The sequence below is a fragment of the Roseibium sp. ROS1 genome (assembly GCF_054658215.1).
Window position 1 is genome coordinate 1 of record NZ_BAAGIG010000004.1, and the last position, 14,591, is coordinate 14,591.

Annotated in this window: 16 protein-coding genes; 4 read left to right on the forward strand and 12 right to left on the reverse strand. The window is 59.8% G+C overall.

The window, feature by feature from the left end; genetic code table 11:
- Positions 1-388: 388 nt before the first annotated feature.
- The 6 genes from ACYQ6M_RS22715 to ACYQ6M_RS22740 form a co-directional block, all read right to left on the reverse strand.
- On the reverse strand, positions 389-1,603 hold the full coding sequence (locus ACYQ6M_RS22715) for a thiolase family protein (RefSeq protein WP_460075758.1): 1,215 nt from the start codon (positions 1,601-1,603) through the stop codon (positions 389-391).
- On the reverse strand, positions 1,600-3,054 hold the full coding sequence (locus ACYQ6M_RS22720) for an AMP-binding protein (RefSeq protein WP_460075760.1): 1,455 nt from the start codon (positions 3,052-3,054) through the stop codon (positions 1,600-1,602). The genes ACYQ6M_RS22715 and ACYQ6M_RS22720 overlap by 4 nt, the downstream gene beginning before the upstream one ends.
- 26 nt (positions 3,055-3,080) lie before the next feature.
- Positions 3,081-3,635: a biotin transporter BioY gene (locus ACYQ6M_RS22725; RefSeq protein ID WP_031269905.1), complete on the reverse strand. Its 555-nt coding sequence runs from the start codon at positions 3,633-3,635 to the stop codon at positions 3,081-3,083.
- Positions 3,636-3,780: 145 nt separating this feature from the next.
- Entirely contained in the window at positions 3,781-4,389 is a 609-nt protein-coding gene (locus tag ACYQ6M_RS22730) for an energy-coupling factor transporter transmembrane component T family protein (protein WP_460075762.1), read from the reverse strand.
- Positions 4,386-5,165, reverse strand: coding sequence for an energy-coupling factor ABC transporter ATP-binding protein (locus ACYQ6M_RS22735; protein WP_460075764.1), 780 nt, complete (start codon positions 5,163-5,165; stop codon positions 4,386-4,388). Before ACYQ6M_RS22735 ends, ACYQ6M_RS22730 begins: the two co-directional genes overlap by 4 nt.
- A gap of 127 nt (positions 5,166-5,292) precedes the next feature.
- Positions 5,293-6,702 carry an aminotransferase-like domain-containing protein gene (locus ACYQ6M_RS22740; RefSeq protein WP_460075767.1) on the reverse strand — a complete coding sequence of 470 codons (1,410 nt, stop codon included), beginning with the start codon at positions 6,700-6,702 and terminating at the stop codon, positions 5,293-5,295.
- A gap of 106 nt (positions 6,703-6,808) precedes the next feature.
- On the opposite strand from ACYQ6M_RS22740, the gene ACYQ6M_RS22745 reads away from it, so the two are divergent.
- Positions 6,809-7,405: a LysE family translocator gene (locus ACYQ6M_RS22745; RefSeq protein ID WP_023002287.1), complete on the forward strand. Its 597-nt coding sequence runs from the start codon at positions 6,809-6,811 to the stop codon at positions 7,403-7,405.
- A gap of 13 nt (positions 7,406-7,418) precedes the next feature.
- On the opposite strand, the gene ACYQ6M_RS22750 is transcribed toward ACYQ6M_RS22745, so the two are convergent.
- Positions 7,419-8,291 (reverse strand): methyltransferase family protein, encoded by an 873-nt coding sequence (locus ACYQ6M_RS22750; protein ID WP_460075770.1) that lies wholly within the window; start codon positions 8,289-8,291, stop codon positions 7,419-7,421.
- Here ACYQ6M_RS22750 and ACYQ6M_RS22755 point away from each other — a divergent pair.
- The gene (locus ACYQ6M_RS22755) at positions 8,271-8,798 is read left to right on the forward strand and encodes a TetR/AcrR family transcriptional regulator (RefSeq protein ID WP_460075773.1); all 528 of its coding nucleotides are present in this window, start codon (positions 8,271-8,273) and stop codon (positions 8,796-8,798) included. The genes ACYQ6M_RS22750 and ACYQ6M_RS22755 overlap by 21 nt on opposite strands.
- A gap of 111 nt (positions 8,799-8,909) precedes the next feature.
- On the opposite strand, the gene ACYQ6M_RS22760 is transcribed toward ACYQ6M_RS22755, so the two are convergent.
- Positions 8,910-9,146: a hypothetical protein gene (locus ACYQ6M_RS22760; RefSeq protein WP_460075776.1), complete on the reverse strand. Its 237-nt coding sequence runs from the start codon at positions 9,144-9,146 to the stop codon at positions 8,910-8,912.
- 95 nt (positions 9,147-9,241) lie between these two features.
- Between ACYQ6M_RS22760 and ACYQ6M_RS22765 the strand changes: the two genes are divergently transcribed.
- Positions 9,242-10,168 carry a LysR family transcriptional regulator gene (locus tag ACYQ6M_RS22765; protein WP_023002291.1) on the forward strand — a complete coding sequence of 309 codons (927 nt, stop codon included), beginning with the start codon at positions 9,242-9,244 and terminating at the stop codon, positions 10,166-10,168.
- Between the two features lie 99 nt (positions 10,169-10,267).
- Here the strand turns inward: ACYQ6M_RS22765 and purU are convergent, their stop codons facing one another.
- The 3 genes from purU to ACYQ6M_RS22780 form a co-directional block, all read right to left on the reverse strand.
- The gene (gene purU / locus ACYQ6M_RS22770; protein ID WP_023002292.1) at positions 10,268-11,125 is read right to left on the reverse strand and encodes a formyltetrahydrofolate deformylase; all 858 of its coding nucleotides are present in this window, start codon (positions 11,123-11,125) and stop codon (positions 10,268-10,270) included.
- A 72-nt stretch (positions 11,126-11,197) separates the two neighbouring features.
- A complete protein-coding gene (locus ACYQ6M_RS22775) occupies positions 11,198-12,007 on the reverse strand; it encodes a beta-keto acid cleavage family enzyme (protein WP_460075780.1) in 810 nt (269 codons plus the stop codon).
- 2 nt (positions 12,008-12,009) lie between these two features.
- Positions 12,010-13,326: an aspartate aminotransferase family protein gene (locus tag ACYQ6M_RS22780; protein ID WP_460075783.1), complete on the reverse strand. Its 1,317-nt coding sequence runs from the start codon at positions 13,324-13,326 to the stop codon at positions 12,010-12,012.
- Between the two features lie 188 nt (positions 13,327-13,514).
- On the opposite strand from ACYQ6M_RS22780, the gene ACYQ6M_RS22785 reads away from it, so the two are divergent.
- Positions 13,515-13,931, forward strand: coding sequence for a YcbK family protein (locus tag ACYQ6M_RS22785; RefSeq protein ID WP_023002295.1), 417 nt, complete (start codon positions 13,515-13,517; stop codon positions 13,929-13,931).
- 64 nt (positions 13,932-13,995) lie between these two features.
- On the opposite strand, the gene ACYQ6M_RS22790 is transcribed toward ACYQ6M_RS22785, so the two are convergent.
- On the reverse strand, positions 13,996-14,355 hold the full coding sequence (locus ACYQ6M_RS22790; RefSeq protein ID WP_023002296.1) for an ArsC family reductase: 360 nt from the start codon (positions 14,353-14,355) through the stop codon (positions 13,996-13,998).
- Positions 14,356-14,591 lie beyond the last annotated feature (236 nt).

The window sequence follows — 14,591 nt, forward strand, 5'->3', positions numbered from 1 at the left end:
TCAGACCCAATCGGCTTCCTTGTTTGAAAGATCAGCGTACCTGCGTAACTCCTTAAAACCATCAGACATCAAAAACACCCGATGATCGCAAGGCCAACGCCGCCTACGCTTCCCTTCCTTCAATAATCAAATTGTCAAAGAACAGAGGCATCAAAACCTCTCAAGCCGTAACCAGAACTCAACAAAAACAAGCCATTCGCCGAACCATCAAGCCCGGCCACTAGGACCAATTTTCTGGAATTAAGGTCACAAAACCCTGTCGCCAGCGACGTTGCCGCCGTCGATGAACCGGGTTATACGCAGACCAACCCAACCCGTCAACACCGGTTTTCGAAAAAAATCAAAAAAAGCGAAAAAACTTTCATACAACTCGAAAAGATATTATATTTCAGATACTTAATAGTTGTCCAACTTTGCGCACAGCAGGCGAAACCACTATCCCCGAGCCCAGTCCACCAGCTGCCGCAATGAGCGCCATGCCCAGGTTCCGAGCACCTTCCGCAGGGGTCTCCTTGCGTGTCAGCACATCAAACAGGTGCACAGCAAGAATTGCGCCTGATGCGCCGATCGGATGCCCCCTTGCAAGTGCGCCGCCCATCCGGTTCAGACCTTCAGACTCAAGACCCAGGTGCGCTGCTGTCACCATTGCCTGAACTGCATAGGCTTCCATGAGTTCTGTTGCAGCCAGCTTCGTCGCATCCATACCCAGTTCTGCGAACATGGCCTTCGCCACCTCTATCGGAACCAGAGCCGGTTCGGCGGGGCTACCGCCGGCACTTCGGCTCGCAAGTATTTTCAGGCCTGTCATCCGGCTCTCACTTGAATTCAGATGAAAGCGTTCTTGAAAGGCTCCCTCGGACATCAGCAATACGGCTGCAGCGCCGTCTGCTTCGCAGGCGATCGTTGCTGCACTAAGACCGGTTTCGTGATCGCCGTTCAGAAGCGGTGCCCTGAGGGCTGTCTTGAGCGACAGGTGTCTCGTGAACCCGTCCTCTTCCGGAAGTTTCCCTCCGGCATTGACCAGACGCCCGCGAAGATAGCCCCTTGCCGACCTCGCCTTGTCGTGTGAGGTGACAGCAAAGACCGCCTGGTCTTCTCGTGACGTTCCCGTTTCAGCGGCGAGCCTTGCAGCTGCATCTGCAAGATCCGGGTCGCCGAATGGCGCGGGCGCGAAAGCAGGACGGTCGTAAGCAACGGGTGGAGCTGCCGGATCGACAGGTCTGGTCATCCGGATCGGCGACCGGCTGAAGCTTTCCGCTCCTCCTGCCAGAACAATGTCCGCCGCACCAGCCTCGATCAATCTCGCACCCATGACGATCGCATCAAGTCCCGAGCAGCATTGCGTATCGATGGTGAGAGCAGGAACCGTTTGAGGCAACCCGGCGCGAAGCGCGGCAAGGCGGGCCGGATTGCCGCCGCCATAAAGAGCGTTGCCCAGAAAGACGCAGTCGACCTCTTCAGGCTCTATTCCGGCGTCAACGACAAGCTGTGCAAGAACGGGTGCGGCAAGCTCGTCGGCCTGCAACAAGGCAAGTGCGCCACCCCGCGGGCAAACCGCCGTCCGCCGTGCTGCTGCGATCACTGCCTTGCGTGTCTGCGTCACCCGCTGCCTCCGGTTTTCGCCAAATCGGCCACGACCTTCCGAATATCCGGCTTGCCCCCTGGCGTCAGCGGCATCTTTGCCCTGATGTGAATATGCCTCGGCACCTTGCCGGGTGCGAGACGTTCGCGGCAATGGCGCAGCAAGATCTGCTCTGCACCCGCCAAAGGCGCACCCAGCTCAACCACCGCCTCCAGCCGGTGACCGCGCACCTGATCCGGTAACCCTGCGACGACTGCAAGGGCGACGGCGGGATGGTCGGCCAATACGGCCTCAACCTCTTCCGGATAAACATTCAGCCCGGAAGTGATGACCATGCGGTTTTCCCGTCCTGTCAGAAACAGGAAGCCTCGCTCATCGAGAAAACCGTGATCGCCGACGGTGAGCCAACCGTCCCGCCAGAGCGTGTCCGGGGATGTGCCGCTTATATAGTGCGAAAACAGCAGTCCGCTCCGCACCCAGACCGGCCCGGCCCGGCCAGGGGCAGCGGGGGACGAAGGGTCACCGATCACGATATCGACCCCTTGCGCGGCACACCCGACCGAGCCTGCAGGGACATTGTCCTCAGGTGAGGACAGCGTGATGAAGCTGGTTTCCGAAGCCCCGTAGAATTCGAAAAGGCGTGCCTCGGGGAAAACCGACTTCAAGGCCTGCCGGTCGGCTTCACGCCATTTGGCCCCGCTCGCAAGAACCTGTTTCACCGCAGCGATGGGACCGCTGCGCCGGGCAGCCTCGGCCAGAAAGTGCAGCTGGGTCGGCGTTGCATAAAGGACAGAGCCTTCGGGGGCGCTGCCAAGCTCTCTCAGGACGACGCGCGGATCGAACCGCGGCGTGAGCACCACCTGCTGGCCGCAGGCGAGGCCGCAGACAGCGCCATAAAGGTGAAGTGAATGCGTGAGCTGCCCGGGCAGGACGACGCGGCTGCCTTTCGAAATACCGAAGGCCTGTGCCGACAGTTTGAAGCTTTCGAGCCACGATCTGTGAGAGCGCACATAGCCCTTGGGGACACCGCTGGAACCGGAGGTGAAGCCTGCATAAAAGAGGTCGTCTTCGTCCGGCAGGATCTCAGGTGGAGTTTCCGGTGACCTTCGCGCTTCAGTGGAACCGGTACCAGCCGTCAGCAACACCGGCAGTGACTGGTCATCGATGACGAGATCTGGCCCGACCGCTTCCAGAACTGCTGATGCCTGGGCTGAAGGCCAGTCCGGGTCCATGACCGTGGCGACACGCCCGGTGCGGGCGCAGGCAAAGAAGCAGACGACCAGGTCCGCAGGGTCCCGAAGACGCAGGACCACATAGCTTGCATGGTCGGTCCGCTCACAAAGCACTGTCTCGATCCGGTTGATCCGGGCTGCAAGCTCCTGCCAGGAGAGAGAATTCGGACCGCATGTGAGTGCGGCCCCAGTGGCTTTCTCACTGGCAAACCGGTCGAGACTGTCGCCGACGAAGGCCATGATGTGGCCTTGCTGGATCTTCGGAATTAAGACCGGGACAACACGGCACCCGGCAGGCCGCGTGCGACGGTCTGAACGATGAGCGCCGTAAGTGCGACCTTGACCAGGTCACCGGGAATATAGATTGCGCTGCCAAGCGCGGCTTTCGGAAGGGAAAGTCCGGCCATGATGGCAACGCCCGGGATGCCGAAAGCGTAGACCACCAGAATGCCGCCGACCGCAGCCGCTATTGCCGAAGACACCAGAATGTTCAGCTCGCGGGTCGACTGCATGATCAAGCCGGCCACGAGAGCGCCGACCGGCCAGCCGATCAGGAAACCGACAGACGGACCCATGAAGACGCCAAGGCCTCCGCGGCCGCCGGACAGGAACGGCAAGCCCAGCGCGACGAGAAACAGGAAAAGCAGCACGGCAAGCGCACCGCGGATGGGGCCGAGCATGACACCGGCCAGCATGACACCGAGGGTCTGCGCCGTGATCGGCACACCGCCGAGAAAGGCGATCGCCACCGGCGGAACCAGCCCCAGGGCGGCAATCAGCGCGGCATAGAAAGCAACGTGCACAAGAGACCTGTCAGCCATGATGAAATCGACCTTCTTCTCATTAACAAGGGTGCTGCCGTTCAACCTCGCGCGGATCTTACCACATGAGGGTCAGGCAACGTCATCTGTGGGCGGGATATCCCAGTTTTTGGCCGAATGCCAGCCATATGGAGCTTCTTTTCGGTCATCTTGACAAGCCTTCCGAGCCGCCCCGCGCCTTCAATGCCTCGGCAACATGATCCGACATGCTCAGGGACTGAATGGCGAAAGGCGCCAGCAGACGCCACGAATTTTGCGTGCCTGTTCGCGCCTGCCAGGCTTCGCGCAGTTGACCGAAAACGACGAGCATGTAGGGCGCGAAGCGAAGCACCAGCGCAACGCCCAGCGCCGGTTTGCGGGGAGAGAAACCGAGGAACTCGAGCGGCCTGAACAGCGGCTGGACGGCATTCAACATATCGTCCATACGGGTGGTCACCGAAACGAAGTTTGCAGCCAGGATCATGATCGCAAGCCGCAGGATGATCGTAACCCCTTCCAGCAGACTTCCGGACACCCAGTGAAGCGCCAGCAGCACGGCAAGCAGAAACGACATTGCCCGCAGGAGCTTCAGTTGCGCCAGTCCCTCGCGCCCGAGGGAGGCATAACACAGGAGAACACCTGCAAGAGCCGGCAGCAGAACCCAAAATGATGTGTATCGCAGCAGCAGCAGGCTGGCGACGGCAACAGCCAGAAGCTTCAGGCCCGCGGGGATCCGGTGGGCCCAGCTGTTGCCCTGGAGATAGACCGACATCATAACTCGGCAACCTCCACATTCATGCCCTGCCGCGAGACGACGTCTTCCTGAAAGGCCGCCCGAACCGCATCCGGCGCGCCATCCATGCGCAAACGTCCGTCCTCCAGCCAGAGCAGTCTGTCGAAACCGTCGAACTGGCTGAGATCGTGACTGACGAGAACGATCTTTTGCGGCAGTGACAGGATTTTCTGGCGGATGCGCACTGTCGTCAGTGCATCGAGGCTGGCCATCGGCTCGTCCAGCACCAAGAGCCGCGGCTCCATGACCAGAACCGCCAGGATGCAGACGAGCTGTTTCTGACCGCCGGAAAGTTCCGTGATCGGTTTGCCGGCCAGCCCCTCACAGCCATGCAGGGCGAGGAACGCCCGCGCGCGACTGCGGCTTTCTTCCTTGCCGGCCCCGAGTTGGGTGAGGCCAAAGGCGATTTCTTCTTCCACCGTGGGAAAAATGGTCTGATGATCCGGGTTCTGGAACACGAAGCCGACATGACGCGGCAACTCCAGTTCCGCCTCGGCGGAGGGGGCTCCAAAAAGCGTGAGGTTGCCGCTCGTCGGCGTACGCAACCCGTTCAACAGGCGTACAAGAGAGCTCTTGCCGGACCCGTTCAGGCCGATAATGCCGATCCGGTCTTCGGCAAGCTGCAAGGTGAGATCCTGCAGGATATGCTCTTTGCCGACACTCAGGCCAACCCGATCGAAGACCGCGTAAGGACTGGCGTCGGGATTACAGACACTGGGCCTGTCCTTGAGTTTCCTGCTTTTGGGCCAGAATGCCATGTCACCTCGTCGCGGACGGCACTCCTTGCAAGGGCCGGTCCTGTTTTGCGCGCAGCTTATCGGTCGGATCTGCCGGCTTGTCAAAGACTGACAGGTGCCTGGCAAAATCACACATTACCGCAAGGCCTTACCCTACCGGGCGGGTGAGATCGGGCAATTCGGCCAATTGGCCGATGGTGGATCTGATGCGCTGGAGGGCCCAGCGGAAGCGGTCGTCGGACTGTTCGGATCCGAAGGTCAGGCGCAGATAGGGCGCCGGCTGGTGGTCCTTCGCCTGAAAATACCGGGATGACAAGACCGAAATGCCCTGGTGTCCGAGCGCGTTCTGAAGCGCGTCGGGATCGACAGTTTCCGGCAGGCGCAGCCAGCCGAACACCTTGTTGACGTCGCTCTGCAGGAAATGCGGCGCGAGCAATTCACGCGCTGCCAGGAACCTTGTGCGGTTTGCCTTGCGCTTCAGGCGCAGCGTCTTGAACAGATGTCCCTCGCGCACCCAGCCGGCAATCAGTTCTGCCGTGATGGGGGAGGCCATCCAGGTGCTTTCACCGATCTTGTTGCGAATGCTGTCACCGAAAGGCCCTGGCACATGGACGAAGCCAATCCGGCTTCCGGGTGAACAGACCTTGGAGATACTGGCGATTGAGGCCGTGCGCTCCGGCGCCAGCGCACCGAAGGCGGGCAGGGCTTCCGGCAGAAAAGGCGTATAGGGATCGTCCTCGACGATCTTCAGGTCGAATTGCCGGGCAACCGCAACCAGATCCTGCCGTTCTTCGACAGACATGGTGTGAGTGGTCGGGTTCTGCATGTTCGGCATCAGGAACACGCCCTTGACACCATGCGTCTTCGCGGCCTGGGCAAGCGCTGCCGGATCCATGGCGCCGAAGCCACCATCGGCCCGTATCAATGCGGGCAAAGGCACCGGCTTCAGGCCGATGCTGGCAAAGGAACTGAAGATCGACGGGTAGGTGAACCGGTCGACGGCAACCGCATCGCCCGGGCGGAACAGGGCCTGGCAGGTGACCTGAATTCCGTGCTGCGCGCCACAGGTAACCGCGACCCGGTCCGGGTCGGCTTCCAGACCGTAGTCCTTGAAGACGAGAGCCCCGGTTTCGCGATGCGCCTTGAGCCCTTCAGACGGTACGAACCCGTTCAACCGGTCGATCCCCACCGTGCGCGCCATCCGCGTCAGCCCGTCGGAAAGACTCGGGTTGAGATGCGGATAGGCAAAGTTTCGCGCCAGATCGCAGGTTTCCGGCTCGTCTTCCTTCGGGGCAAGGGGCGAAACCTTCTGGGTTTCAGAGGCAATGTAGGTGCCCCGTCCGGTTTCTCCCTTCACCAGCCTGCGCCGCTCGGCTTCGCCGTAGGCACGGGTAATGGTGCCGAGCGTCACACCAAGCTGATAGGCAAGTTCACGCTGTGGCGGCAGCCTGTCGCCCTGGGCAAGCGCCCCGGTCTTGATGTCGGCTTCCAACGCGTCCGCGATCGCCAGATAGATCGGGCCACCGGCCGCTTCGATGTTCGGGATCCACATTGTCATGAGAACAATGTTATCATTGACTGATACAATACCTCAAGACAATTAGTATCTCCGCTATTTTGTATCGATTGTATCGAAACACTCGATGCTGTGTCTGGAGATACCCATGGATTACGCCACGTTTCTCGCCTTCGCGGTGTTCGTCATCGTCATGACCGGGACGCCCGGTCCGGGCAACCTGACCTTTCTGGCCATCGGCGCATCCGCAGGGTACCGCACCGCCTTTCCCGTGATTGTCGCCTCGCAGATCGGATCTTTGCCGCTCAAGCTCAGCGTTGCCTATGGCCTTGGCCATGTAATGGCCGGAGGCGGCACGGTGGTGACTGTCTTCAAGGTGCTGAGCATGGCCTATATGACCTATCTTGCCTGGCGGATCGTTTGCCTCAGCGTCAAGCCGAAGGGCGAGGTCGCGCTGCCCAGTTTCTGGGAAGGGTTGCTGATACACCCGCTCAGCCCGAAAACCTGGGCCATGAACCTGGTTGCCTTTTCAACCTTCCTGGCCGGCAACGGGCTCGGGATACACGAAAACGCGATGATCCTGGTGGCGGGCTTTACCCTTGGCGGGATGGTGTTTCATTCCCTTTGGGCCCTGGTTGGCGTGTCGATCCTCGCCCTGATCGGCGAAGGCCCGCTCATGCGAGCCATTACGGTGACCATGGCAATCGCCATGTTGGCGGCGACTGTTTGGGCACTGCTGATCTGAGGCTGCGTGTCAGTCAATAAACAAACGGGATGAACTTGTGCGTGCGGGCTGCGTAGGCGTCGAATTGCGGGCCATATCTCCGCGAAAGATAGGCATCGAGCGCCGGGATATGAAAGACCACAAAGGCAACCGCCATGAATGCCGGAACGGCAAGCGCCGCAAGATTGTGGGTGAGCAGAGCCCAGCCCGTGAACAGCACCGTGTCGCCGAAATAGTTGATATGCATCGATGAGGCGAAGAGGCCCCCGGTGTAGCATTGACCGTGATGGGCGGGATCACGTTTCCACCACTTGCGCTGCAGTTCCGACCAGCTGTTGAGAAACGAACCGCCGACCACCATTGCAAGCGCCACACCATCGAGAACCGAGAAGGGTACGGTGGCCTGGCGAAAGGCACCGCTGCCGAGCAACAAAAAGCCGATTTCGAAGAAGGCGATGAAGGCTCCCAGTCCAAAGACCTCCGGAAAAGCCACCTTCCGGGCAAGCAGGTAGAACAGGGTCAACAGATGGCGGGCAAAATAGAGCAGAGTGCAAGCAAGCAGGAGCAGACCACGCTGCGGATCGGCGAGGGTGAGTTCCAGCCCGAACCAGGCACCGACCCGTACCCATCCACCGCCCAGAAGAAGCCAGATGCTTAAGAGCACACAGATGAGGTGAAGTGCTGCGAAGACACATTTTTGCAGCAGGGACCTTTCGTGCTTGCGACTCACGCCTCCAGGTTGCGCCATGAATACTCCTTCGATCCGACAGCTCGATTTTTGGAGCTTGTGGACCGTCAATTTATTTTCGTCCAACTGGACTAAAAAGAGATCTAGACGACGCACCTTCAGGTGGTCAATATGTTTATCGACCAACTGGACGAAATAATGCCGAAACAGATCGATCACGAGGCCTACCGGCTGGAACTTGCGCGCAGGGCTGCGCCGCTTTTTTCCGAACTCGGCTACTCCGGCCTTGGCATGCGCCGCGTTGCAGAAGCCCTGGGATTGTCGAAAAGCGCGCTCTATCACTACTTTCCAAACAAGAAGAGCCTGTTCCTGGCCTGCACCGAAACAGTCATGGCGCAGATGACGTCAGAGGCCGGCGCGAATGATGCTTCACGGGTGCCCGCGTCAGCACTGGTTGACTTTGCCCGGAGCCTGGAGCCTGGATTTGCAGCCGAAATCTCGCTGCTGTTCGACTACCTGCGCGGCAAGACGGGGGAAGAAATCGCCAGTGATCCGGCAATGAAGCTCGCCAATGACCAGCTGCGCGGGCACGTTCGAAGCCTTGCGGAGAGCGAGGCGGCCGACAGCGTGCTGTGCCTTTTGATGGGCACCTTGCTGATGCGCCATTTCACCGGCGGCACGCTGGATTATGAGACCATTCTGCCGGCGCTCAAGAAACTGACCTGACCGGAGGCACTGCGTGAAGCGAGACAGATCCGGCAGCATGCGCCTGCCGGATCTGCCCGACCGGCCACAGGGGAGACCGCGGCCGGGTGAAGGTCAGGCAGCGGGTAAGCTCTACCGCTGCAGGTCCTTCAGTTCCTTTTGCCAACGCGCCTCGAACGACGTTTCATGCGGGTTGGGGCCAAGCCCGATATCCCGGCGCAGCTCGTCCGGCAGATGAGCCACGTTCACACGCTTGCGGCCACCGGTTGCCATCCTTGCGAACAGAGAACCGATAAGCGACCTTAATGAAAAGCCCAAGTCTTGCTGATGGGTCGCGCAGCCCGATTTCGTCTGGGAGAGCCTGAACACGTCTATAACTCCTGTTTCTTGTGAGTTACATATCGGCGGGTTCCGGTTGTCTTACCAACGAAAATTCAATAGACATGCATAAGGGAGACTTATGCATGTCAGTGAATTTGCCACCACTTTCCGCAATACGGGCCTTTGAAGCTGCAAGCCGGCACCTGAGTTTTACCAAGGCCGGCGACGAGTTGGGCATGACCCAGGCGGCTGTCAGCTACCAGATCAAGATCCTGGAAGATCGTCTCGGCTTTCAACTGTTTACCCGCAAGGCCCGCAAGATCGAGCTGACCGACAATGGCGGGCAACTGGCGGCGCGGGTGGTGGATGCGTTCTCCTCGCTTCGCAGTGCCTTCGAGGATATTTCCGAAAAGAACGCCGGCCAGCTTGTCGTCTCCAGCAACACCACGTTTGCGGTCAACTGGCTGTCAAACCGTCTGTTCGAGTTCCAGATGCAGAACCCGGACGTGGGCGTGCGCATCGTTCCCTATGGCCCGCATGCTGAACCGGAGTTCAACGAATCCGACGTCGTGATCTCCGCCTGCAAGGCCCCTCCGAAAAACTGGCTCGCCCATGAAATCGTGCGCGCGGACTTTACACCGATGCTGAGCCCGAAGCTTGCGGACACGATCGGCGGCGTCAAAAAGCCCGAGGACATTCTGAAATTACCGCTGGTCGATCCGCAGGACCCGTGGTGGCAGATGTGGTTCGAGGCAGCGGGACTGCCGAATGTCGACCTGAGCGGTCACCCTAGCTCGCGCATGGGGTCACAGGCGCTCGAGGCCAACCGGGCGATCGCAGGACAGGGCGTCGCGATCCTGACCCCTTATTTCTGCAAGACCGCCCTTGAAAACGGCCAGCTGATCCAGCCGTTCAAGCTGACCTGCCATGCCGATGACGAAAGCTGGTACATGAGTTACCCGCCCGCCTTACGCACCAGCCGCAAGGTCCGCCTGTTCCGCGACTGGGTTCATGCGGAACTGAAGCGCGACGGCATGCCTGTCACCGCGCCGATGGCAGTGGTTGCCTGAGGACACCCGGCCCCCAACCCAGGCTTCCGGATCATGAAAAAGCCCCGGCCATCCATCGGACGACCGGGGCCAATTGCTTTTCGAGCACCAAGGCTTGCCTTACGGCGTGAACACGATGGTCTTGTTGCCGACGATCATCACCCGGTTTTCCAGGTGATATTTGACGGCACGGGCCAGCACGCGGGATTCGATGTCGCGGCCACGGGCGACGAAATCGTCGGCGGAGAGCGCATGGCTTACCCGTTCGGCGTCCTGCTCAATGATCGGGCCTTCATCGAGATCCGGTGTCACATAGTGAGCGGTGGCCCCGATCATCTTGACGCCGCGAGCATGCGCCTGGTGATAGGGCTTAGCGCCCTTGAAGCTCGGCAGGAAGGAGTGGTGGATGTTGATGATCTTGCCGAACAGACGCTTGGAAAGGCTGTCGGAAAGCACCTGCATGTAGCGGGCGAGAACCACCAGATCGGCTCCGGTTTCCTTGACCAACTTCAGCAGTTTCTCTTCCTGCTCGGCCTTGTTTTCCTTGTTCACCGGCCAATGGTGGTACGGAATGCCTTCGTGCTCGGCCGTGCGCTGGCTATCGGTGTGGTTGGAAACGATCGCGACCACTTCGGCATCCATCCAGCCGACGCGGATCTGGTAGAGAAGGTGCAACATGGCATGGTCGAATTTGGACACCATGACGATGACCTTCGGCCGTTTGGCCGTGTCGACCAGTTTGGCCTTCATGTCGAAACGGCTGATGACCGGGTCAAGCGCCCTCTGAACGCTTTCCAGGGTCACGCCTTCCGGAGCCAGAATGGCAATACGCAGGAAGAACTGGTTGGTTACCCGGTCCCAGAACTGATCACTTTCGGCAATATTGGCGCCAAAATCCGCCAGTTCCGTCGTGACTGCCGCCACAATACCAGGCTTGTCCGCGCAGGACAGCGTCAGAACGTAAAGGCTATCCGCCATGATTTTCCAGTCTCCAACCTTGAGGGCCGCAGCCCGCTGATTTTGCTTCGTGCCGGATGCCGGCCCGAACGATCAGGCAGGCATCAGACTGTGTTCCTTCAGGGCCGATACCAGATCGCTGACCCGGTCGGCATTGTCTATCGCGCGTTCTCCGGTCCTGTTCCACAGGCCGTTTTCAAAACCGATCCTGGTCTTGCCGCCCTGCCGGACCGCCTCCACCAGACACTCCGTCTCGCGGTGTCCGAAAGCGCAGACCGCCCAGTCCAGCGACTGCCCCTTGCCGCGTTCCGCGAGCTTTTCCAGAAACGGCACCAGATCTTCCGGTGCGCTTTCCTGGCCTGCCGCATAGCGCCCCAGAACGAACAGCAGCTGATGGCTTTCCCCTGCCAGGGTGCCGGCTGCCGCCAGGTCGAAAAACCGGTCCAGATCATCCGCGCTGTAGACGATATGCTGGACCGCACATTCATGGTCGAATGCCCAGCGATAAAAGGCTTCTGCCTGGTCTTCCCCGCCTTCCGGAACCATCTCCCGGATCGCGACGGAGACCGCATCCGGCTTAACCTTGTAGACCAGTTCGCGTTGCTCTTCCGGAGTGTATTTTCCAACAGCTTCCGTGGTGATTTGAACCTGCATTTGCGGCACCGCAACACGCATTTCCGACAAGAGCTCACGATAAAGCCCGGCGTCAAGCACATGGGCACCGGTAAGGTCGCGTACGTGGGCATGAAGCGCACCGGCTCCAGCCTCAAGACACGCCTTTGCCGCCACCACCGTTTCGGCGATGGTCATCGGCAGGGCGGAATGATCCGCCTTGGTCCGGCGGGCACCGTTGGGAGCCACCATGATCAATGATAAAGGCGGCGGAACAAAAAGCGCACTCATGTTCAGAAGACCGCCTTGAACGCCTGGTTGAGCTTGTCGGTGATCTCTCCGACATGGCTGTCCTGAAGAATGAAAGGCGGCGCCAGCAGGATATGGTCGCCCCGCACCCCATCGATCGTCCCGCCCATCGGGTAGCAGATTAGACCGGCCTCGAATGCTGCCTTCTTGAGCGCCTTGTTGATGCCCCTCTTCGGATCAAACGGCGCCTTGCTGGCCCGGTCTTCGACGATTTCGATGCCCCGGAAAAGTCCGCGGCCGCGAATATCACCAACATGCGGGTGCTGACCGAAAGCATCGTTAAGCGCCGTCGTCAGTTTCTCGCCCATCGGCATCACCCGGTCAGCAACGCCGCCGGTCAGTTTCCTGAACACGGCGAGCGCGGCGGCGCAGGCGGTCGGATGGCCGATGTATGTGTGGCCATGCTGGAAAAAGCCCGATCCGGTCTCGATGGCTTCGTAAATGGCAGCGGTGCACAGCATGGCACCGACCGGCTGATAGCCGGCTCCGAGCCCTTTCGCGATGCATAGAATATCCGGCGCGACACCATCCTGCTCACAGGCGAACAGGGTGCCGGTGCGGCCCATGCCGCACATGACCTCGTCCAGGATCAGAAGCACGCCGTAATTATCGCAGATCTCCCGGATCCGCTTGAAATAACCTTCGACCGGCGGCAAGGCACCCGCCGTCGCACCGACAACCGGTTCGGCAACGAAAGCCATGACGTTTTCCGGCCCGAGCCGAAGGATTTCCGCCTCCAGTTCGTTGGCGATCCGCTGACCGTAGTCGAAGGCGGTTTCCCCCTCGCGGCGGTCTCGATACTCGTAACAGGGGGCAATATGGGTGGTATCGATCATCAACGGTGCAAAAGGCTCCCGCCGCCACTGGTTGCCGCCGGTTGCCAGCGCACCAAGCGTGTTGCCGTGGTAGCTCTGCCTGCGGGCAATTACCCGGTGCCGTGACGCTTCACCCTTCTCCAGGAAGAACTGACGCGCCAGCTTCAGCGCCGCCTCCATGGCTTCCGATCCACCGGAGACGAAATAGACGCGGTCCAGATTACCCGGTGCTTTTCCGATCAGGAGATCCGCCAGTTCCTCTGCAGGTTCGCTGGTGAAAAAGCCTGTATGGGCGAAGGCGATCCGGTCCACCTGGGCCTTGATGGCAGCGATCACATCCGGATCGCTGTGCCCGAGACAGGAGACCGCGGCGCCGCCGGATCCATCGAAATATTTCTTTCCGGACCGATCGAGAATGTAGCAACCGTCCCCTGTTACTGCGACGGGGAGATCGGCTTTGGTGTGGCGGGGAAAAACATGAGACATGGCAAACGCATCCGACAACTGACGGGACAGCCCACATTGGGTTGACGCATTTGTATCAGAAAACGTTAGCTTCTGAAACATTTGTTTCGAAGGCGCGTTAACCACGTTTTTCATTAGAATTTTAATAAAATTCAATCAACCTGCGCGCGGGGGACGAGATTGTAATCAGTAACCGAAGGCCGCCCGTCATGCGTCAGCGCCTCACCGCCTGGATCGTATTCCTAGGATTGACTGTCACACTTGCCGGCTGCGGAACCGTCGCCGGTGTTACCGGCATGGGCTGGATGACCGCATCCCACAATTCCATCGACTATAACGACAGTTCCTGGTGCGTGCCGCGCAAGCTGAAGAAGGTTCTAAACCGGGTTGCATCCCGCTATGGCAAAGTGACTGTCAGCTCGACCAAGCGCTGGTGGCTTGAGAACTGGTGGAAGGGTGGCGCCAGGGATTCCTATCACCTCAACTGCCGGGCGGTCGATTTTTCGGTCCGTGGCAACCCGTCGTCCGTCATTGCCTTCTTGAAATCACAGCCGGAAGTTGGCGGATACAAGCACTATTCTTCCGGCCACTACCACATCGACACCGGCCCGCGCCGGACCTGGTAACAGCCTGGCAGGCAAAAGCCCGGCCCGGTATGTACCGGGCCTGATTGGCCAGTGGCGGCAAACGCTACTTCAGTTCGCCCAGTTCCAGTGCCATTTCCCAGGCGACAGGGTCAAAGCCGACGAAATTCTTGGTTTCGCCTGCCACGATCGGCCTTTTGATAACGGACGGGTTCTCGATCATCACGTCGAGCGCGCTCTTGGCATCGACAACGCTGTCCTGCGTTGCTTCGTCCAGGCGCCGCCAGGTGGTGCCGCGCTTGTTCAGGATAGACTCCCATCCGAATTCACCGACAAAGCCGGCCAGTCGATCGGCATCGACGCCATCCTTCTTGTAGTCGTGGAACTCATAAGGCACGCCGGCCTCTTCCAGAAACTTCCGCGCCTTCTTGACGGTGTCGCAGTTCTTGATGCCGTAGACCTTCATCGCCTCTTCCCGGTAGTTGGATGTCCGGCCCGGAATGTGCCGACTGTCGCCCGGGATGCAAGGTCATAGCCGAAGAAAACCCGAAATTTTGCGAAATTTGACCTGACAGTGCTCGCATGCCGAGGACTTTTCCACGTTTCGCGTGCCTTCACGGGCAGTTCACCGCATTTCCTTTTTGCCTCCTTGACCTCGGCTGCCCCCCGCGCTTCAAGTGGCAATTGACAGGGCAGACCGGC